The 18,712-nt window shown below is 69.5% G+C and carries 17 protein-coding genes and 1 pseudogene; 5 read left to right on the top strand and 13 right to left on the bottom strand.

Annotated features, from left to right (window positions below):
• Positions 1 to 706: 706 nt before the first annotated feature.
• Complete coding sequence (locus Q5694_RS03235; protein WP_333930416.1) at positions 707 to 1,546, bottom strand: enoyl-CoA hydratase/isomerase family protein; 840 nt, start codon at positions 1,544 to 1,546, stop codon at positions 707 to 709.
• Positions 1,547 to 1,688: 142 nt separating this feature from the next.
• On the opposite strand from Q5694_RS03235, the gene Q5694_RS03230 reads away from it, so the two are divergent.
• On the top strand, positions 1,689 to 2,237 hold the full coding sequence (locus tag Q5694_RS03230) for a winged helix-turn-helix transcriptional regulator (RefSeq protein ID WP_333930415.1): 549 nt from the start codon (positions 1,689 to 1,691) through the stop codon (positions 2,235 to 2,237).
• A 385-nt stretch (positions 2,238 to 2,622) separates the two neighbouring features.
• On the opposite strand, the gene Q5694_RS03225 is transcribed toward Q5694_RS03230, so the two are convergent.
• On the bottom strand, positions 2,623 to 3,318 hold the full coding sequence (locus Q5694_RS03225; RefSeq protein WP_333930414.1) for an MBL fold metallo-hydrolase: 696 nt from the start codon (positions 3,316 to 3,318) through the stop codon (positions 2,623 to 2,625).
• 384 nt (positions 3,319 to 3,702) lie between these two features.
• Positions 3,703 to 4,632 (bottom strand): amidohydrolase family protein, encoded by a 930-nt coding sequence (locus tag Q5694_RS03220; protein ID WP_333930413.1) that lies wholly within the window; start codon positions 4,630 to 4,632, stop codon positions 3,703 to 3,705.
• Positions 4,633 to 4,798: 166 nt separating this feature from the next.
• On the opposite strand from Q5694_RS03220, the gene Q5694_RS03215 reads away from it, so the two are divergent.
• A complete protein-coding gene (locus Q5694_RS03215) occupies positions 4,799 to 4,927 on the top strand; it encodes a hypothetical protein (RefSeq protein ID WP_333930412.1) in 129 nt (42 codons plus the stop codon).
• Between the two features lie 60 nt (positions 4,928 to 4,987).
• Here Q5694_RS03215 and Q5694_RS03210 read toward each other — a convergent pair whose 3' ends face one another.
• From Q5694_RS03210 to Q5694_RS03190, 5 genes are all read right to left on the bottom strand, one after another.
• Positions 4,988 to 5,632 carry a TetR/AcrR family transcriptional regulator gene (locus tag Q5694_RS03210; protein ID WP_333930411.1) on the bottom strand — a complete coding sequence of 215 codons (645 nt, stop codon included), beginning with the start codon at positions 5,630 to 5,632 and terminating at the stop codon, positions 4,988 to 4,990.
• A gap of 116 nt (positions 5,633 to 5,748) precedes the next feature.
• Positions 5,749 to 6,666, bottom strand: a complete 918-nt coding sequence (locus Q5694_RS03205) for an alpha/beta hydrolase (RefSeq protein ID WP_333930410.1) — start codon at positions 6,664 to 6,666, stop codon at positions 5,749 to 5,751.
• Positions 6,663 to 8,198 carry a flavin-containing monooxygenase gene (locus Q5694_RS03200; RefSeq protein WP_333930409.1) on the bottom strand — a complete coding sequence of 512 codons (1,536 nt, stop codon included), beginning with the start codon at positions 8,196 to 8,198 and terminating at the stop codon, positions 6,663 to 6,665. The genes Q5694_RS03205 and Q5694_RS03200 overlap by 4 nt, the downstream gene beginning before the upstream one ends.
• A gap of 175 nt (positions 8,199 to 8,373) precedes the next feature.
• Positions 8,374 to 9,048, bottom strand: a complete 675-nt coding sequence (merB, locus tag Q5694_RS03195) for an organomercurial lyase (protein WP_333930408.1) — start codon at positions 9,046 to 9,048, stop codon at positions 8,374 to 8,376.
• Positions 9,049 to 9,439: 391 nt separating this feature from the next.
• On the bottom strand, positions 9,440 to 10,441 hold the full coding sequence (locus Q5694_RS03190) for a zinc-dependent alcohol dehydrogenase family protein (RefSeq protein WP_333930407.1): 1,002 nt from the start codon (positions 10,439 to 10,441) through the stop codon (positions 9,440 to 9,442).
• 218 nt (positions 10,442 to 10,659) lie between these two features.
• Between Q5694_RS03190 and Q5694_RS34785 the strand changes: the two genes are divergently transcribed.
• Positions 10,660 to 11,127 (top strand): alcohol dehydrogenase catalytic domain-containing protein, encoded by a 468-nt coding sequence (locus Q5694_RS34785; RefSeq protein ID WP_443040799.1) that lies wholly within the window; start codon positions 10,660 to 10,662, stop codon positions 11,125 to 11,127.
• Positions 11,128 to 11,226: 99 nt separating this feature from the next.
• Here Q5694_RS34785 and Q5694_RS03180 read toward each other — a convergent pair whose 3' ends face one another.
• Complete coding sequence (locus tag Q5694_RS03180; protein WP_333930405.1) at positions 11,227 to 12,072, bottom strand: NAD(P)H-binding protein; 846 nt, start codon at positions 12,070 to 12,072, stop codon at positions 11,227 to 11,229.
• A gap of 800 nt (positions 12,073 to 12,872) precedes the next feature.
• Here Q5694_RS03180 and Q5694_RS03175 point away from each other — a divergent pair.
• Together Q5694_RS03175 and Q5694_RS03170 are read left to right on the top strand one after the other, a co-directional pair.
• Positions 12,873 to 13,325 carry a DUF3237 domain-containing protein gene (locus Q5694_RS03175; RefSeq protein WP_333930404.1) on the top strand — a complete coding sequence of 151 codons (453 nt, stop codon included), beginning with the start codon at positions 12,873 to 12,875 and terminating at the stop codon, positions 13,323 to 13,325.
• A 91-nt stretch (positions 13,326 to 13,416) separates the two neighbouring features.
• Positions 13,417 to 14,250, top strand: a complete 834-nt coding sequence (locus tag Q5694_RS03170; RefSeq protein ID WP_333930403.1) for a sulfurtransferase — start codon at positions 13,417 to 13,419, stop codon at positions 14,248 to 14,250.
• A 194-nt stretch (positions 14,251 to 14,444) separates the two neighbouring features.
• Here Q5694_RS03170 and Q5694_RS03165 read toward each other — a convergent pair.
• The 4 genes and pseudogenes from Q5694_RS03165 to Q5694_RS03150 all read right to left on the bottom strand — a co-directional run.
• A pseudogene (locus Q5694_RS03165) lies at positions 14,445 to 14,649 on the bottom strand (transposase); the annotation flags it as partial.
• A gap of 677 nt (positions 14,650 to 15,326) precedes the next feature.
• Positions 15,327 to 16,169: an alpha/beta fold hydrolase gene (locus tag Q5694_RS03160; RefSeq protein ID WP_333930402.1), complete on the bottom strand. Its 843-nt coding sequence runs from the start codon at positions 16,167 to 16,169 to the stop codon at positions 15,327 to 15,329.
• A 304-nt stretch (positions 16,170 to 16,473) separates the two neighbouring features.
• Positions 16,474 to 17,475, bottom strand: a complete 1,002-nt coding sequence (locus Q5694_RS03155; protein WP_333930401.1) for a zinc-dependent alcohol dehydrogenase family protein — start codon at positions 17,473 to 17,475, stop codon at positions 16,474 to 16,476.
• 373 nt (positions 17,476 to 17,848) lie between these two features.
• Positions 17,849 to 18,691, bottom strand: a complete 843-nt coding sequence (locus Q5694_RS03150; RefSeq protein WP_333930400.1) for a phosphoenolpyruvate hydrolase family protein — start codon at positions 18,689 to 18,691, stop codon at positions 17,849 to 17,851.
• Positions 18,692 to 18,712 lie beyond the last annotated feature (21 nt).

The following is an 18,712-nucleotide window of genomic DNA, read 5'->3' as shown; positions in this document are numbered from 1 at the left end:
ACGCACTCGCCGGGGACCGGCGCCACTGCAACAAGCCACAAACTCCCTTTGTCGCGATGCAGGCGGCCCCGGGGGCTCGGGCCTCGTTGCGGTGCGGGCCGTTGGGGGCGGTGCGGTGCCACTCGATGTTCCGGCGGCCGGCTTCGATCCGACGCGATCACGGTCCCGTCGGCGTTGACCCGCAGCCTCCGTCTTCGTGGTCGCGCCGCATCTCACCGACGCGGGCAGTGGTCGTGCGTCCCGATCGGGTCCGGCCCCGCCACCGAGCTGAGCTGTTCGAGCAGCCCGTTCACGACGGCCCGTACGCCAAGGCGGCTCCCCGGTGCACACGCTGGGTTGTGGGCCGGTGGCCGGGCGCTCGAACACGGCCGTCGCCGGAACGGTCACGCGGCCCGTGGACGGAGCGGTGGGCGAGCGCAGAGGCATCTGAGCACGCCACACCGGTCAGTTGGAACGCGCCCTCCTTGCTGGATGGCAACCGGCTGGCTCGACGGTGCCGACGCCGATCAGTGGTCGCGGGAGGTGCCACAGAGCCCAAGCATCCGAAACACCGGCTGCTCGCTGACCGCGACCGCTTCACCGAGGTCGTGCCAACCACAACTCGCGCACAAGGCCGAGCGGTAGGCGGTGGAGAGGTGCGCCGGGGTGAGCACTGGGCGAGAGCGTGGTGCAACAGGTAACCCTGCCGTGAGGAAGGAGCCGTCCCTCAGCCGGCAGCCCCGGACGTGTTCTCGGCTCGTGCGGCGAACTCACCGAGCCGATCCTCTACGACGCCGGGCGACTGCAACCCCTGCTCGAAGAGTCGTCCGATGCGCGCCAGCACCTCAGGACGGGCAACGGCCTCGAAGAAGGCGTCCAACTGAGGCGGGAACTCCTCGTCGTCGGGAAGCGTCAGCGGGTCGACCCACTGCTTGAGCTCTTCGATGGCCCGGCGGTCGAAGCGTGAGACGCGGTTGACGAAGGCCGTGACGAAGTCATCGAAGTCGGCGTCCGGGACCGCTCGGTTCACATAGCCGTAGCGTTCAGCCAGGTCTCCGTCGAAGTCCTCCGCGCCGGCCATGATCTCGATGGCACGACCCCGGCCGACCAGGCGTGGCAGTCGCGCCGGGGCACCGGCTCCGGGGACGACACCGGTGGCCATCTCGAACTGACCGAGAACGGCTCGTTCGCGGCTGGCGAAGCGTATGTCGGTGGCCAGGACGAATTCACTACCGGCACCGCGTACTCGCCCGCGGATCGCGCTGACCGTGACGACCGGGAGCTTGCTGATGCGGATCAGGACATCGAGCCAGGGATGCTGTCCGGTGGGTCCCGGCCGCAAGCTCGACTGACGTTCGCCGTCGTCCGCGAGGTCCCAGTGGGCCAGGAAGTAGTCCGGGTTCGCGCTCTCGAACAGGATGACCGCGACCTCGGCGTCCGCCTCGGCGGCTTCTACGAGTGCGCGCAGCTCCACGACGGTCTGCGAGTCGATGAGATTGATGGGGGCGTTGTCGAAGCGGACGCGCCACAGGGCGGGAGTCGGCTTCGCAATCGTGATCTGAGCCATGCGACGACCGTAGCAGGCTGACTATCAAAATGATAGTTACGTGGTCACTGGTACGCTCTTTTTTTGCAAGCCAGGGTCATCGCCTCCGGCAGTTGATCAGCCGCCGGAAGGCTGTGGCCGCGGGGTGCCGGAAGGAGCGCGCGTGACTGAGACGACGGAGAAGAGTCTCGAGGCCGGCGACACTCGCAGCGAGCGGTCGGTGACGTTGAGTACGCCCGCGGCCAAGGCGTTCTGCTCGATCGAGCGGACCGTGGGGATCGTGGGTGACCGTTGGACGCTGCTGATCCTGCGGGAGTTGCTCACCCGGGGAGCGACCCGCTTCGGCGAGTTGACCAAGACCTTGGGGATAGCGCCCAACATCCTGACCAACCGCCTCGATCTGCTGACGCGGTCAGGCGTGGTCGAGAAGCGCGAGTACAGGCAAGCCGGATCGCGAACGAGAATGGCCTACCACCCCACCGACGCCGGCCGGGAGTTGCTCGTCGTGCTGGCCGCCCTGGGCCAGTGGGGCGACGACCACATCCCACCGGCCGACGGCGTCTCCCAGACTCGCGAAATCTCCGAGACCGGGGAGCCTGTGCGCATCGGCTTCGTCACCGATCCCTCCGTTCTCGTACCGCCGGAGAACGTGGCCTTGGTCTACACACCCGAAGGTGCGGCCCGGATGAAGGCGAGCGGTCTCACCGACTGAGCCGGGACTCGCCCGGGCCGGAGCGGCGCTTCGGAGGACCGCAGCATCCGTGGCCCGTCCCGAACCTCCGATCCCATGTGTCGCCCGCCTGCGACCCGCGCGGGAGGGAGCTGAGCGTGGTGCAGCCGACTGCCGCACCACGCCCAGACGCACTGTCGCGGGCGGCAGGCCAGGCGGAAGAAGCTTCGGTCGGCTGCCCACCTGTGGGTGGGTGAAAACATGTCGGTGACCGCGGGTGTGGAACAGACGTCACTCACCTTCAGGTGTTTCATGCGTGTGGCCGACCAGTGTGTCCGCACGGCGGCCTCGGACTGTCACGCACCCCCGCTGCCGGGAAAGCTTCGGCCGTGGACGGGACAGGACCGGCACGCCCCGGAGCGGCGCCTCAGACCTGCGAGGTGAGATCCGAGAGGAATCGGTAGAAGTCTCCGATGCCTGCGTCCACCAATGGGGTTCCGTGCGCGAAGCCGACGGTGCGCAGGCCGCGGGGAAGTCTGCTCAGGCTGTCGATACGCAGAGCCGGGTCGGCGGCGAGGGCCGCCGGGCCCACGGCAAGGCCGCCGCGATGGAACACCGCGTCACCCATCAAAGCGGTACCTGTCGGTTCGTGGCACAGCACGACATGCCCGGGCGTGTGACCGGGAGTGTGAATGACGCGCAAGCCGCCGGAGCCTTCCACGACATCACCGTCGGCGACCGTCCCGTCGGCCGGGAAAGGGGTCCAGTGCAGCTTTGGCAGGCGATCGAGGAGGCGCCCGGTGCGACCGGACCTGCCGTCGGGCGGGACACGGCCGGCTTCCAGCCACGGCAGGTCCGCGGGGTGGATCAGGATCCGCGTGTCCAGACGGTGTTGCAGCTCCGCCGCGCCCTGGACGTGGTCGGGGTGAGCGTGGGTGAGGACGACGCGGCGGATGTCCGAAGGCTTCCGGCCCAGGTCCGCCACCGCCTTGAGGAGAGCGGCAGGGGCTTTGGCCCAACCGACGTCGACAAGAGTGAAGCCGTCATCGCCCTCGACGAGGAAGGCGTTGTCCCGCTTGGTCGTGGCGATCTGGGTGATTCCGGGGGCGATCTGCTGATGCATGCGCGGTGTCCTGGGCGAAGGGCCCCGGCCGGCTCGGGGGAGCGCCGACCGGGGCGGTACTGCGGGTGAGGAGACGTCTGCCCCTTACCCGCCATGGGACTTGCGTGGTGTCCGTAGGGAGTAGCGGCACGACGTGTGCGACCGATCGACGCGTCTGCGACAGAGTCAATCACGGTACGGTTGCAGGAATCAACCCGCTGCGGGTCGTCGAGTGCCTCCGACCGAGCCCCTGCCCGCACCGCGGTGCACATCCGGGTGGCCGCGGGTTCCGGCCGCTTCGGAGCAGGTCCTGCCCGGCCCCCCTGCTCACGGATGCTCGATCACCCGCTTGCGGATGCAGGGGACGGCCGCCAGGTTCGCCCTTTGGGGGGCGCGTTCGAGCACTCAAGGCCGCAGACGGGGGAAAAGACCTGCCGCATTACCGGAGATCAGTAGCTGCGTACCGTCGGGCGTGAGGACGTCGTTGGTGGCGAGCGTCCGGGCCAGCCCTTCGGCGATCCAGCTCGCGGTGAACGGGTGGTCGCTGCCGTAGAGCAACTGCTCTGGGCCGACGAGCCCCAGGAGGGCCGGCAGCGTTCGAGGGAGGACGAACCCCGCCACGTCGTAGTACAGCTTGCCCAGGGCGGCCACGAAATCCACCGGCGGGTCGGATTCCGTGAAGGCGAAGGCCGCGATCCGGTCGGCCAGGACCGGCAACGCTGCTCCCCCATGCGGGATGATGAAACGGATGTCCGGATAGCGCTCCAGTACCCGGTTCAGCGCGAGTTGCGTCACGGCGCGGGTGGTGTCGAAGAGGAATTCGATCATGGGGCGGGGTCGCCCCAGGCAGGTGTCGTGCCACCCGGCGGGCGATGTGGGGTGGAGCAGCACCACGGCGCGACGCCGGTCCAGTTCGGCCATGAGGGGATCGAAAACCGGATCGCCCATGCAGACGTTGTCGTAGTTGGTCAGCAGGACGATGCCGTCCGCGTGCAGCACATCGAGGGCGTAGGCGGCCTCGGCAACGGCCGCCTCGACGTCCGGCAGCGGCAGCGAGGCAAGGAGGCCGAAGCGGCCGGGGTGAGCGTGGACCACGGCGGCGCCCTCCTCGTTGACCTTGCGTGCCAGGATCCGCGTGAAGGAGGCGTCACCGAGGTGCACTCCGGGAGAGGACACCGAAAGCATGGAGACGGCGATGCCTGTCGCGTCCATGAAAGCCAGCGTGTCCCGCACGTTCCAGTCCGGAATCGCGGGCATTCCGTCGGGGCGGTCGTGCCCTGCGGCGATCATGGCTTGCCGCAGCGACGGAGTGATGTAGTGGGCATGGACGTCCACGGCGGCGCTCAAGGGTGGGGGCGACGAAGGGAGCGGGGCGGTGTGCGCAGCGCGCGCCGGGGAGGGGCCGGAAGCAGAGGGCAAGGGATCTCCAGCTACTGAGAGCGAGCAAACGGGCCGAACTGCCAGGGGAAATCATAAATGATGATGTCATCAAAATGAAGGCATGCACGTTCACCTGAAGGGCGGCCTGCCGGCGCGGTGGGAACAGCCGTCATCGCTGGAGGCCATCGGGCTCCAGCAGCGCGGTGCGCGCGGCGGCGGAGACCAGCCACCGCGAGGGCAGCGGCTGTGACCTGCCGGGTCCCGGAGAGAGCCCCCGGGAGGGCCGCTGCCGACGCGTCTGCCCGCGGCGCTACTGATCGAACGCGGTGCGCAGGGGCCGTGAGGCGACCTCGCGGGCTTCCTCCGCGGGCAGTCCGAGCATGCGTAGGAGAAGTTCTGCGACGTGTTGCCCGGTGTTCGGGTCGGACGGCTGAGGATGGCTGGAGCGGTACTCCACCAGCCCGATGAGGGCACCGCCGACGGCGAAGAGCGCAGTGTGGGGATCACTCAGCTGGAACCGGCCGGAAGAAGCAGCCCGTTCGAGGTCGCGTAGGGCACGCGGGGCGAGGCCGCTGTTCTTGCTCAGTTGGCCGAGGCCGTGCCGACGCAGGATCTGCATGATCTGCGGGGCCGATTCGACCAGGTGAACGGTCAGTCTGACACTGGCCGCGAACACCTCCGCAGGGTCTTCGATGTCGGCGGTGAGAGCGTCCACCCTGCGCCCGTACTCCTCCAGGGCGTCGGTCACCGCCGCTTCGAACAGTTCGGCTTTGGAGGAGAAGTGGTTGTAGAAAGAGCCGAAGCCGACATCCGCCTGTTCAGCGATGCGCTGAATGCTGACATCTGTGCCTTCGGACTGCGCAAGGATCTCGCGCGCCGCCCCGATGAGCGCGCTGCGCGTGGCCGCGCGGCGGCGCTCGTGTCGATTGGCGGGGCGGTCCGGGGACTGTGTCATGGCGTCATGGTAATCAGGGACGAGTCGCGTGATCGTCCGGCGGGCGCGGTCCGTGAGACGGCGGCCGGGAGACGCGGCGTGGCCTTCCGTGAAGGGCGGTGGCAGGGGCCGCCGATTCAGCGGAGATGCTCGCTCAGGAAGCGGATCTGCTCAGCGACCACCTGCTCGAAGGCGGCGCCGGTGTAGGGACTGAAGTGGCCTCCCTCGTACAGGGACATCTGCGCCCGGGGGGCTCGGGCCACGGCCCGGCGCACAGGGCCGGCCGGTGTGATGTCGTCGGTGGTGCCGGCTTGGAGCAGCCAGGGGCAGACGACACGGGTGGCGCGGGTCACTGGGCGGTAGTGGCCGAGGCGCAGCAGGATCCGGGCGGAGACCTCGGTCGACGGCGGCGAACCTGCGGGGAACATCGCCCGGAAGCCCTCCAGTGCTTCAGTGCTCGCCATGGCCGCCTTCGCGCCGGCGCCGCCCACTGCGGGGACCAGGTGAGGGGCGCGGTTCAGCACAGCACGGGCGGTGTCGCGCAGGCCGGCCCAGCCGAGAGCGAGGGCCTGCGAGGGCGGTGTGCCGAACAGGGTGGTGCGACCGTCCAGGAAAGGGTTCATGGAGATCACGGCTGCCACGGCAGGGTCCTCAGCCGCGGTGAGGACCACGTGTCCGCCGCTGAAGGACGTTCCCCACAGCGCGATCCGGGCGGGGTCGACTCCGGGCACGCGGCGGGCGAAGTCGACGGCGGCACGCCAGTCGCGGAGCTGTGCCTTGATGGACGTCAGGTGACGCGGCTGTCCGGAGCTGTCGCCGAAGTAGCGGTAGTCGAAGACGAGGGCGTTGAAGCCCGCTGCCGCAAAACGCTCGGCGAAGGCGTCCAGCCGGCCGGTGCGGGTGGCTCCCAGGCCGTGCGCGAGGATGACGCAGGGTCGGGGTCCCTGGGCGCCGGCGGGACCGTACAGCCAGGCTGCGCAGTCCTCGCCCTGCGAGGGGAAGGTGACGTCAGCGCGGTGGAAGGTGTCGGACGGCAGGTCGTTGTGCGCGGTCATGACGGGGTCCGTGTGGTGTGTGGGCCCGAGAAGGCGGGGGTGGAGTACCGCAGTGTCTCGTCGTCGAGGCGGGCGTGCCGGAAGGTGAAGCGATCACGCAGGTAGTTGTTGCCGGAGCGCCAGGGATCCTGAGCGGCGCTCCGCGGGAAGCGGTCGATGGACCGCTGGACGTAGCCGGCGGAGAAGTCCAGCAGGGGGCGGTGCAGCGTCCCGGCCGGTTCGACGGGGACACACTGGCGGTGGCCGTGGCGGTCCATGTACGCCAGCAGGCGGCATACGAAGTCGCTGACCAGATCGGCCTTCAGGGTCCACGAGGCGTTGGTGTAACCGATGGTGAAGGCGAGGTTGGGCACGCCGCTGAGCATCGTGCCGCGGTAGGCGGTGGTCTGCGAGAGAACCACCTCCGTGCCGTCGACGACGAGCCGGGCGCCTCCCATGCCGAGCAGGTCCAGGCCCGTCGCGGTGACGATGATGTCCGCCACGAGTTCCTCGCCCGATGCCACCCGCACGCCCGCCTCGGTGAAGGTGGTGATGTGGTCGGTGACCACGGAAGCACGTCCTTCGCCGATGGCCTTGAACAGGTCGGCGTCCGGCACGACGCACAGCCGCTGGTCCCAGGGCTTGTAGCGCGGGTTGAAGTGGGTGTCCACGTCGTAGCCCGTGGGCAGCAGGCGTTTGATCCGGCTGCGGATGAAGGCCCTGCTGACGCCGGGGGCGCGTTGGCCCAACTGGTAGGACACGGCGTTGAGGAGAATGTTCTTCCAGCGGACCAGCGGATAGGCGGCCCGCTTGCCGACCAGTCGCTGCAGGGCGCTTGCGAGTCGGTCCTCGGCCGGCAGCGAGAGGATGTACGTCGGGGAGCGCTGCAGCATGGTGACGTGGGCCGCAGTGCGCGCCAGGGCGGGAACCAGCGAGATGGCTGTCGCACCGCTGCCGATCACGACCACGCGTTTGCCCGTGCAGTCCAGGTCGGCGGGCCACTGCTGCGGGTGGACGATCCGGCCGGTGAACCGCTCCTGCCCTTCGAAGGAGGGTGCGTAGCCTCGGTCGTACCGGTAGTAGCCGGTGCACATGTACAGGAACTTGCAGGTCATGGTCGTGATGACCGCCGGGTCGTCGCCCTGGCACACGTCGACCGTCCAGCAGGCGTCGGCAGTGGACCAGGACGCGTTGACCACCCGGTGGCGGAATCGGATGTGCCGGTCGATGCCGGCCTCGGCGGCGGTGCGCCGTATGTAGTCGAGGATCGACGCGCCGTCCGCGATGGCCCGCGGCTCTCGCCAGGGGCGGAACGCGTACCCGAACGTCTGCATGTCCGAGTCGGAACGGATTCCGGGATAGCGGAACAGATCCCAGGTCCCGCCGATGGCCTGGCGCGCCTCCAGGACGGCGTAGCTCTTGTGCGGAAGGGCTGAGTGAAGACGCCAGGCAGCACCGATGCCTGTCAGGCCGGCACCGACGATCAACACATCCACGTGCTCGCGCACCCCGTCGGCGGTGCCCGTCCCCTGCCGGGTGGCTTCGCTTGTCATCCCTACCTCGAATCCATGAGTCATCAAGTTCGATGAAATCATCAACATAGCCGGAAGGAGTGTCAAGGGCAGGCAGGGGAAAACTCCGCCCCCGCACACCACGATGTGACGTGCGGGGGCGGAGTGTGGGTATCGGGTGGCTCCGGCATCCACCAACCGTCAGGCTGGGAACCGGTCAGTCCTCGGGCAGCCCCCAGAAGGGCCCCCGCAAACCGACCGAGGCGAAGTAGGCCGCAGCCGAGGCCGGGTCGCGTCGCCGGTAGCCGCGGTTGAGCCGGCCCGCGTACCATCCTCGGGCCAGCCGCCACAGTGTGGGCAGGTCCATGACGTAGCCGCGCTGCTCACCGGTGCGCCCCAGCCAGTCCTCGACGCAGTCGACGGAGCAGAACAGGCGCTGGTTCCGGCAGGTGTGGACCACGTCGTCCCACACCCGACTCGCCGGGGTGAGGAAGTGCGCCACCTGGTTTCCCTTCGGAGGCGCCTCGGCGGTGACCGTCCAGGCGTGCGGGGTGGCGCATGCGGGACAGCGTGTCGCGGCCAGAACGTCCGGCAGCCCGTCCAGCAGGTGCGGGATGGCGAAGGAGTCCCAGGCGCAGCCTCCCCACCACAGGGTGTCGGGCCCCATCACGGAGAAGTGCAGAGGAATACCGGAGAACGGGTGTGCCATGACGATCCGTTCGGGGTCGGCCGGATCCAGCACGAGGTCCCTGTTGTCGTGCAGTTGCCGCAGGGCGGTCCGCACATCGTCCGGCGACTGCCCCGTGGCGGCCGCCAGCGCGGCCGTCGCAGGGGCGTGGCCTGTGCTCGCGAATCCCCGGTACACAGCGAGCCGCACGTCCTCTGTCGTCATGTCTCTTCTCCTGATCGGTTCACTTGCCGGCCGCTCACCGGTCCGGCCGGGCGGCGGTGACGACGGCCGCTCATCAGCGGACGACCATGTCCTCCAGGCCGATCGAGACGATGATCGGCTCCGGGTGGGGCCGGTTGTTCTGTCCCCGGCCGTGGACGACCCGGGTGCGCGGCACGGCGATGCCGCCCACCTCTCCCTGGACCGAGGACGGTCACCGAGCCGTCGTCGAGGATGCCCGACACGCCGTTCATCGGCCAGGTCACGCCGCCGAACCTTCTGCGCGCCGTGACGGTGCGGATCCTCCGCCACCGCTCCATGCCGCCGTAGGTGTTGATCAGGGTCTTCAACAGGTCGGTCATGACGACGTCCAGGTCCTGCGGGAGCGGGGCGATCAGAGTTCGACGACGACCTTGCCCAGGTGAACGCCGGAGGAGAAGTACTCCAGAGCGTCGCCGAGGCGGTCGAGCTCGAAGGTCCGGTCGATGACCGGTCGCAGCGGTGCGCCGTCGAGTGCCCTGACCATGTCGCGCTGCTGTCGCCGGCCGCCCACGACCAGGCCGTGCAGCCGGACCTGCTTCATGTTCAGCTCGCCGGTGGGAATCTCGCCCGCGGTTCCGGTCAACACTCCGATCAGTGACACGAGGCCACCGATCCGGGCCGCGCGGATGGACTGCGGAAGCGTCGACGGCCCCCCGACCTCGAGCACGATGTCGGCGCCGCCGTGCGTCAGCTCCTGGACGCGGTCGCCCCACTGCGGTTCGCTCCGGTAGTTGATGACCTGGTCGGCTCCCAACTGCCGCACGCGCTCCAGCTTCTCGTCCGACGACGACGTCACGACGGTGGTGGCGCCGGCCAGCTTGGCGAACTGGAGGGCGAAGACGGCCACTCCCCCGGTGCCGAGAATGAGCACCTTGTCACCGGGCTTCAGGCCACCGTCGGAGAAGAGCACGCGCCAGGCAGTGAGGCCCGCCACGGTCAGGGTGGCGGCTTCGGCGTGACTGTAGCCCGCGGGCGCCCGTTCGAACTGGGCGGCGGGGGCGACGACGACCTCCCGGGCGTAGCCGGGCAGACCCAAGCCGGGGGTGGTGCTGAAGTTGTCGACGGTCGGGCCCCCGTCCAGCCACTGCGGGAAGAAGCAGCCGAAGACGGCGTCCCCGGCGGCGAGGTCGGTGACTCCTTCACCCACCTCCTGCACGACTCCGGCGCCGTCCGCCAGGGGGATGTGGCCGGCGGGTGTACGGGGGTTACGGATGACCAGCGTGTCGTTGTAGTTGAGGGTGGAGGCGTGAATGCGCACACGCACCTCTCCCGGACCCGGCTTCCCCGGGTCCGGGAGCTCCACGACGCTCAGGGCGTCGGGCTCTCCCGGTCTGTCGACGATGACGGCTTTCATCAGTGGGCTCCTGTCTGGGTGGGGTGGAAGAGGACTTCTCCGTGGCGTCCGCGACGACTGCTTGCAGACACCGACGACTTCCGCGCGGGGCGCGTGGTCGGGTCAGTTGTGCGGCCGGAATCCGTGGACGCGCGGGTTCTTGACAGCGAGGTGCATCGGTTGATGGCGACGGGTTCGCGGGTGGGGCGTAGGTGACGGGGTGAGGCGTTGGTCTCCCGGTGCCTCGCCCGCCCGGTCGGGCAGGACCTCGCCGCTCACGAGGACGGCGTGCGTCAGCGCCCGCGCCCGGCAACGGCTGGACCGCATCCCGCCGGCGCACGACGTTGAGCGCGCATTGCAGCCCGCCGGGCCACGGCGACAACGAACCGTCCGACGTCGGAATCGGCTGCCGCCCACGGCGAGCCTTCCCGGCCGACGCCGGGCCACCACGTCCCGGCCCGAGGGAGGTGCGGGTACGCGCCGAGGCCGCCCCTGCATCCCTCGGACTCATGCTGATGGACGGAATCCACGGATTCCACCCGCGGCTGCCCTCCCCGGCCGGCTCCGAGGGCGCCGGGACCGTGGTGGAGACGGGGACGGACGTGTCCCTGGCCGCAGTGGGCGACCGCGTCCTGGTCCTCCCCCTCGGAGCGGCCGGGGCCCTGGCAGGAGGAACTCGTCGTCGACGAACGGACGGTAGCGGGTGAGCCGTATGCGTTGAACTGCATTGATGTCACGCGGAACCTCTCCGGTGTCGTTGCCGGCGGCACTTGGAAGGGCGAGGGGGGAGCCTGCACGCGCGCAGATCAGCCGGCGAGTATGCGCCGGACGCCGTCGGCGAGTGGTTCGGTCGGGTGGCCGATGAGGCGGCTCAGCGAACCGTCGGCAAGTGCCAGCGCGCCCTGGGCGATGTTCTCCTCGATGCCCGCGATCGCCTCGATGCCGCTCGCCTCGACGCCGGCTGCCGCAAGCCGCCCCCGTCTCTCCTCTGGCTCCAGATCCCTGTAGGTCACCGGGTATCCGGTGGCCTCGGCGATCGCGGCGGCGAGCTGCGCGTACGTCCAGGCGGTGTCACCGGCGAGCTCGTACGTGCTGTTGCGGTGGCCGTCCCGGGTCACGACGGCGGCCGCCGCCTCCGCGTAGTCCTCGCGCGCCGCGCTGGCCAACGCTCCGTCGCCGGCGCTGCCCACGATGAAACCGGTGCGTACGGCCTCGAGAATCGTGGGCGCGTAGTTCTCGTGATACCAGTTGTTGCGCAGGAAGGTGTAATCTACACCGGATTCCTGGATGGCCCGCTCGCTGCCGATGTGCTCGGGGGCGAAAACGAGGTCGGTCGCATCCACGCGGGGGGCGCTCGTGTAGACGATGTGGCCGACTCCCGCGTCGACTGCGGCGTCCACGGCTGCCTTGTGCTGCGCTATCCGTCGGCCGAATGCGGTTCCGGAAACGAGCAGCAGCCGGTCCGCTCCGGCGAAGGCGCTCACGAGCGAGCGGGGATCGTCGTAGTCGGCGTACCGGACCTCCACTCCGAGATCCGCGGCCGCTTCGGGCCGCCGGGCTGCCGCTACAACGCGCTGGTGGGGGGCCGTACGCCGAAGATGGGCGATGGTCTTCCGGGCAAGGCTGCCGTTACCACCGGTGACGACAATCATGATCTTCTCCTTGGGCGGGCGAGGCGGTCGGCCGAGCAGGGCCGCCCTGAATCGCCCTCGGTTCAACCCTGCGTCACGCGTGGACAGAAGTCAAATTGCTTTGCCTATGTCGCACCGAGAAAGAACGATCCCTTGCGCGCCCACGGCGCCCGCCAGCGAGGCACGACAATGGACGCCAAGGCCCGACCGGGCGTGCACCCGGCACCGGGCGGCCTGAGTTTCGTCAGGCCTTCCTGAACACCGCCGGCGACGGACACGAAGAACCTGCCGGCCGACACGGCGACAGCCACCTCCTGGTGCGCGTTCGCCCGCACGGCTGTCGCAGGCGAGCGGTCCAAGCAGACACCGACACACCGGCGCCCGAGCACCTCTGCGGGCGCGCACCTGCCGACTGCGACGCCGCGTTCCCGCCAAAGCCGGTGAAGCAGCGCGACGAGGGCCGGGAAGCCGGACAGACCGGCACCATCATCCCGGAAGTCGCCGTGACGCTGCGACAGTCGGACGACCGGACCGCCTTCACGGCCCCACGCGGTGCGCGATGACGCCAGGTCGCCTCGCTCCCGGACCGTGAGCGCCTCACCGCAATGCGGAGCGCGGCCGACCTGCGTGCCGCCCGCGCCCGACGCCGGGAAGGCCGGCACCCCGAGGTCACCCCCGCCCGCGATCGAACGGCGAGTGCCCCCGGCAGGAGACCTGAGGTGGCGGAACCCACGGAGCAGACATAATCTATTGGGTATAGCCTGTTTCACACACATCAACTGCGCCGCCTCCCTTCCGGGCGGTGGCCGAAGAAGGTTGCCATGCATCTCGAAGAGCGCTTCATCATCTCGGTCCAAGTGGGAAAGGTGGCCGACGTCGGCGCGGGGCCCGCGGGACTACGCCGCTTCGTCGAAGCCGCTGCCGGGACGATCAGGGGAGAGGGCCTGGACGCAGCGCTGCTGCCCGGTGGCGGCGACTGGCTCGTCGCCGCCCCCGACGGCTACGCCAGGGCCGACATCCGCTACACCGCCGTCACCGCGGACGGGGCGAACCTCTACGTCCAGGGCACCGGCCTGATCGAGCTGAACGAGGCCACGCAGGCCGCGCTCACCGACGGCCGCCCCTCCGACTTCGGGGACCAGTACGCGCGGGTCGTCTTCTCCGTCGAGACGGGAGACCCGCGCTATGCGTGGCTGAACACGTCGGTCTTCATCGGCGAGGGCCGCTTCCGCGAGGACGGTGTCATCGAGTACGTGGTGTCGGCCGTCCGCTAGGACAGGCACCGGTCCGTCCCCGGTCGCGAGCATGGGGCGGACCGATCAGGAGCAGCAGTTCACTTCACCGAGAACGACAGGGAAGATGACCGTGAGCCGTACGGACGCACTGGTGTCGGCCGACTGGGCCGAAGGACACCTGGACACGGAAGGAGTGGTCCTGGTCGAGGTCGACGAGGACACGGAAGCCTACGACGCGGGCCACATCCGGGGCGCCGTCAAGATCGACTGGAGGACGGAGCTCCAGGATCCCGTCCGGCGCGACTTCGTCAGCCGGGAGCGGTTCGAGCAGTTGCTGTCCGTCAAGGGCATCGGCAACGACGACACCGTGGTGCTCTACGGCGGCAACAACAACTGGTTCGCCGCTTACGCCTATTGGTATTTCACGCTGTACGGCCACGACAAGGTGGTGCTGCTCGACGGCGGACGCAAGAAGTGGGAGCTGGACGGACGCGAACTCACCCGCGAGGTGACCGTCAGGCCCGCCACCACGTACACCGCCGAGGAGCAGGACCGGTCGATCCGCGCGTTGCGCGACGAGGTGCTGGCGTCCATCGGCCGGGTCAACTTCCTCGACATCCGGGCCCCCGAGGAGTACGCGGGCCGGCTGCTGGCACCTGCGCACCTTCCCCAGGAACAGGCGCAGCGGCCGGGCCACATCCCCGGCGCCGTCAACGTTCCCTGGTCGCGGACGACCAACGAGGACGGGACGTTCAAGTCCGACGAGGAGATCGCCCGCATCTACGAGGAGGCGGGCATCGACTTCGGTACCGGCACCATCGCCTACTGCCGCATCGGCGAGCGCTCCAGCCACAGTTGGTTCGCCCTGCACGAGTTGCTCGGCCACACCAACGTGAAGAACTACGACGGTTCGTGGACCGAGTACGGCTCGCTGGTCGGCGTTCCGATCGAGCTGGGTTCCTGAGATCCCCGCTCCGCCCTCACCAGGGGCGGGCGGCGGTGCAGCGGCACCGGCCTGGACACCGCTGACGCGTGTGTACGGGCCGATGCCGCTGTCGTGATCACCGGCCGGAGCCGGGAACGGCTCGACTAAGGCCTGTCCCGTGAATCATCTTCTGGTTACCTCGGGCATGGTGGCTCGCTGTGCGGCCTGCTTGCCTATCCGGCGAGAGCGAGGTCGCGCAGACGGGCGATGCCGAGCATGGCGTGGTGGACGCCGTCTCTTTTGAGGCGGCAGTCGCGGAGGATCTTCCAGGTCTTCATGCGGGCGAAGACGTGCTCGACACGGGCGCGGACCTGCTTGTGGGCACTCGTCGTGTTTCTCTTTCCAGGCTGGCAGTCGGGCCTGGCCGCGCTCGCGGCGGCTCTCTGACGGCCTCGAGCAGCCTCTCCGGACTGGCGGGCGACTGGACGGGCGCGGTGTCACTGCCGGCCCGGAGCTCACCGCCAGGATCGAGGAACGTGTCGTGCTGGGGCGGCCGGGCGAACGGGAAGATGTGGCACCGGTCCTCCACTTCCCGGCCGTCGACGGAGGCACCACCGCGTCCAACGGTCAGGCGCGGCTCTGACAAAGGGCGCCCTACGCCCTCCCCGGTCGACCCGGCCGAGGACGTCGTACGCGCAGGAGAACGAACGCCCGGCCAGCCCACCCGAGGCGGCGGGCACCTGCGTTCACGGGTGATGTCCACCGTCGATACGGATGTCACCCCCGGCTTCTGCACCCCGGGCACTGCATCGGCAAGCCGGCCGAGCGCCGAGCGTCGTCACGGCGGGGTCCCGGCCGAAGCGCGGCTCGGCGGTGCGTTGTGCGGACCCTTCGGTCGGCCGGCCGGTCGGCCACCGGTCATTCGGCCTCCACTCGCTCGGCACCCGCAGAACGGACGCGCGGGTCGCGTTGACCGGTGCCGTCCCGCGGGTGCCGCGAATCCGGATGCTCACGGGCCGGTGATCTCGCAGGGTGCCGGTCATGGCCCCTCGGCTGGAAGGCTCACGCGACGCGACGTGCGGAACCGTTCGTCGGCAAGCGGTGGGGGCCGGGGGTCAGCCGAGGAAGTGCAGCACCTCGACACCGAAGTCGCCCGGGTGCTGGAAGAGGAAACCGTGGCCGGCGTCGCCGTAGAGGAGGGCCTTCGAGCCGGGCACGGCGCGGACCATGGCGTATGTCTGATAGGCGGGTTCCATGACATCGTGCGCGCCGTTGGCGAACAGGGTCGGTACGGTCATCTCGCCGAGCCGGTTCCAGGCGGAGCCGTGGCCACCGCTCCACTGGACGATCGCGTTCATCTGGGCTCCGCGCGCTTCGGGCGATGCGTCCTGCCCCGACGCGGCCAGTCGCCGGTCGATTCTGCGCAGGCTGGCGATCCCCGCGGCACGGGCCTCCTCGGTCTCGGGATGGAAGAGGAAGAGGAAGTCCTCGTCGACGTTGTGTTCACGCATGGCGTGCTCCGGGACGCGCGGGTCGGGTCCCGGACTGCCGGGGACTCCGCCGGGGCCACTGCCGGCGACGACGAGTGCGTTCACCCGGTCGGGGTGGTCGAGGGCCAGGTCGAGGGCGATGAAGCCGCCCATGGACCAGCCCAGCAGATCCACCTGCTCCAGTCGGAGCGCATCGAGGAAGGACAGCGCGACTTCCGCCATGCCGTGGACGGTGTCGGGTGTCCTGCCGCCGGAGTATCCGACGCCCGCGCTGTCGAAGGTGATGACGCGGCGTTGTGCCGCGAGTACCTCCAGGAAGGCCGGGTCCCAGTGGTCCAAGGTGCCGCGGAACCGGTGCAGGAGCACGATCGGGCGGCCGGTGCGAGGGCCGATCTCTCGGTAGGCGAGTTCGCCGTGGGGTGTGTCGGCGTACCGCGTGTCGGCCGTGTCGAAGAGGTAGCTGGTCATGGTTGTTCTTTCGGTGAGACCGGGCGGAGCCGGTGAAATGGCGTGACGTGCGCCGCTCGCAGCGAGGGCCGGGTCAGAGTGCGACGACGACCTGGCCCAAGTGAGCTCCACTACTCGGGCGCAGTCCGCGAACGGAATACGGCCATCGGGGTGTTCGGCGCTCCGCACCACACGGGCGTCGGTGTGGCTCAAGTTGGTGGCGTGGATCCGCACTTCCACCTCCCCGTCGCCGGGCTTGCCGGGGTCGGGACAGTCCACGACGGCCAACGGGATCCACGCATCGGGGTCCTGGACGACGCGGCCTTCAACGGGCTTTCCCGTTACCCGTGGTGCTGAAAACGATCTTGCCGTCGCGGCCCGTCGACTGTGCGTGGCGGATCGCGTCGGCGAACTGCTCGAAGGAATAAGCGGCTTCGATCGGGGTCGACAGCGTGCCGTCGGAGATGAGTCCGTCGATGTGCCGGTAGAGACTTTCGATCTCCTCACGGGGCGCGGAGTCGAGCCAGTTGTTCAACCAGAACCCGTGGACGTGCAGGTTCTTGAAGTTGAGGTGCATCGGGTGGATGGTGACCGGCTGGCCGCTCAACGCGGAGAAGCTGACGATGCCGGCCTCACGCGCCAGGAAGGGGGCGAGGCCGCTCACCACCGGGCCGCCGACACCGTCGAGCACCAGCGCCAGACGCTCGTCGCCGAGGACCTCGGCGACGTTCCCGGTGTAGTCGTCGTCAGTGACGACGACGGCGTCAGAGCCCGTTTCCCGGAGCGCCTCGGCGGCGTCGGTGCGGCGCACGATGTCGAGGATCCTCAGCCCTTTCCTGCGGGCGAGGGCGCGGATGAAGCTGCCGAGCCCCGAATTCGCGGCGGTCTGGGCGATCCAGGTGCCCGTCGGCAGGTCCCCGCCGTAACGCAGGACCAGGTGGGCGGTCGCTGCGTTGATGCCCACGGTTGCGAGCTGATGGGGGTCGGTGTCCCCGGAGACGCGCACCGCGAACCGCTCGTCGATGACGGTTTCCTCCTGCCAGGTCCCCGGCTGCTCGGACGGGAGCACCAGGACACGGTCGCCTGCCTTCACCGAGGTCACCGCCGGGCCCACCTCGATGACCCTGCCCACGCCCTCTGAACCCGCCGGCGAAGGGAGTTCGGGACGGAAGGGGTAGCGTCCCTCGACCAGCATGAAGTCCGAGGGATTGATGGGCGCCGCCTCGATGGCGACCCGCACCTGCGACGGCCCGGGATGCGTCGCCTCGACTTCGGCCAGGTACAGAGATCCGGGTGTGCCGTACTCGTCGAATCGGATCGAAATCATGGTTCCTCCTAGCTGGTGCGCGGTGGCGCACGCTCCTGCGGCTCGTTCGGGATTCCTGGAGGGCTGCGGGGTCGTCTGACCACGCGCAGCCGGCCGGAGAGGTGTCTCGGCTGCACGACCCGGAGGCCTGGCCGGCCCGGCACCGTCGGTGGCACGCTTCTGTGCTGCCCCGGTGCACTCCTCCGCGCGCCGACGTACGTCGACCGACCTCAGACAGGTCGGAGCGTCCTGGACAGAGCGGTTCGTGCGCAGTCGGTCCGCAGGCGGGTGGTCTCTGCCTCTTCTCACGGCGCCGCCGGCCGTCGCGTCGACGGGGTTCGGGTACGGCGCGTGCGGTGCGCCGGTCCGATGCGACCCGGCGGCATGCGGACTTTCACCGCCCTACGCCCGCCTCGACCGTCTTGAAGCGCGCGACCGTTTCGGTGATGGCCTGCTCCGCCGGGAGGCGCTCCATGCTGGAGGCGCCGAGGAAGCCGTCGACGCCGTCGACCCGTTCCAGCACGTACTGCCAGTCCTCCGGGGTGGCTATGGGACCACCGTGCGCCAGCACGATGAGCCGCCGCCCGCCCGCCGCGCGGCGGGCGGCGTCAGCGATCTGCTGGGTCCGGGCCACGGCGTCGTCCAGAGGGAGCACCGCGGAGGCGCCGATCGTACCGGAGCTGGTGAGGCCCATGTGGGCGACCAGGACATCGGCTTCCGCCTCCTTGACCATGGCCTCGGCCTCGGCTTCGGTGAAGGCGTACGGCGCGGTGACCAGTCCGAGCCGCCCCGCCTCGCGCATCATGGCCACTTCTTTGTCGTACCCCATCCCGGTGCTTTCGAGGTTCTCCCGGAAGATGCCGTCGAAGGCTCCGACGGTGGGGAAGTTCTGCACCCCGGAGTAGCCCGCAGCTTTCACCTCCTTGAGGAACGCGGGCATGACGCGGAAGGGGTCGGTGCCGTTCACGCCGGCGAACACCGGGATCCGGGAGACGACCGGAATCACCTCGCCGGCCATGTCCAGCACGATGGCGTTGGCGTCGCCGTAGGCGAGCAGCCCGGCGAGCGAGCCGCGGCCCGCCATCCGGTAGCGACCGGAGTTGTAGACGACAAGGAAGTCCGCCCCGCCGTTCTCCGCCGTCTTGGCGGACAACCCGGTTCCCGCCCCGGACCCGATGAGCGGGCGCCCCGTTCTGATCTCGGCCCTGAACTGCTGGATGACTGCATCCTTGGACATGACTGCTCCTTGGTGGGTGGG

The organism is Streptomyces sp. AHA2, assembly GCF_036857595.1.
Taxonomy (GTDB): Bacteria; Actinomycetota; Actinomycetes; order Streptomycetales; family Streptomycetaceae; genus Streptomyces.
Note: the sequence above shows the minus strand (reverse complement) of the source record. Positions and strands in the feature narration are given on the sequence as shown.

Excerpts from the sequence above, each read along its gene's own strand:
- Q5694_RS03205 (WP_333930410.1), bottom strand. The coding sequence starts at position 6,666 with ATGACCGCGCACAACGACCTGCCGTCCGACACCTTCCACCGCGCTGAC.
- Q5694_RS03160 (WP_333930402.1), bottom strand. The coding sequence starts at position 16,169 with ATGACCAGCTACCTCTTCGACACGGCCGACACGCGGTACGCCGACACA.
- merB (WP_333930408.1), bottom strand. The coding sequence starts at position 9,048 with ATGACGACAGAGGACGTGCGGCTCGCTGTGTACCGGGGATTCGCGAGC.
- Q5694_RS03190 (WP_333930407.1), bottom strand. The coding sequence starts at position 10,441 with ATGAAAGCCGTCATCGTCGACAGACCGGGAGAGCCCGACGCCCTGAGC.
- Q5694_RS03210 (WP_333930411.1), bottom strand. The coding sequence starts at position 5,632 with ATGACACAGTCCCCGGACCGCCCCGCCAATCGACACGAGCGCCGCCGC.
- Q5694_RS03175 (WP_333930404.1), top strand. The coding sequence starts at position 12,873 with ATGCATCTCGAAGAGCGCTTCATCATCTCGGTCCAAGTGGGAAAGGTG.
- Q5694_RS03155 (WP_333930401.1), bottom strand. The coding sequence starts at position 17,475 with ATGATTTCGATCCGATTCGACGAGTACGGCACACCCGGATCTCTGTAC.
- Q5694_RS03180 (WP_333930405.1), bottom strand. The coding sequence starts at position 12,072 with ATGATTGTCGTCACCGGTGGTAACGGCAGCCTTGCCCGGAAGACCATC.
- Q5694_RS03215 (WP_333930412.1), top strand. The coding sequence starts at position 4,799 with ATGCACGTTCACCTGAAGGGCGGCCTGCCGGCGCGGTGGGAACAGCCG.
- Q5694_RS03235 (WP_333930416.1), bottom strand. The coding sequence starts at position 1,546 with ATGGCTCAGATCACGATTGCGAAGCCGACTCCCGCCCTGTGGCGCGTC.
- Q5694_RS03150 (WP_333930400.1), bottom strand. The coding sequence starts at position 18,691 with ATGTCCAAGGATGCAGTCATCCAGCAGTTCAGGGCCGAGATCAGAACG.
- Q5694_RS03225 (WP_333930414.1), bottom strand. The coding sequence starts at position 3,318 with ATGCATCAGCAGATCGCCCCCGGAATCACCCAGATCGCCACGACCAAG.
- Q5694_RS03200 (WP_333930409.1), bottom strand. The coding sequence starts at position 8,198 with ATGACAAGCGAAGCCACCCGGCAGGGGACGGGCACCGCCGACGGGGTG.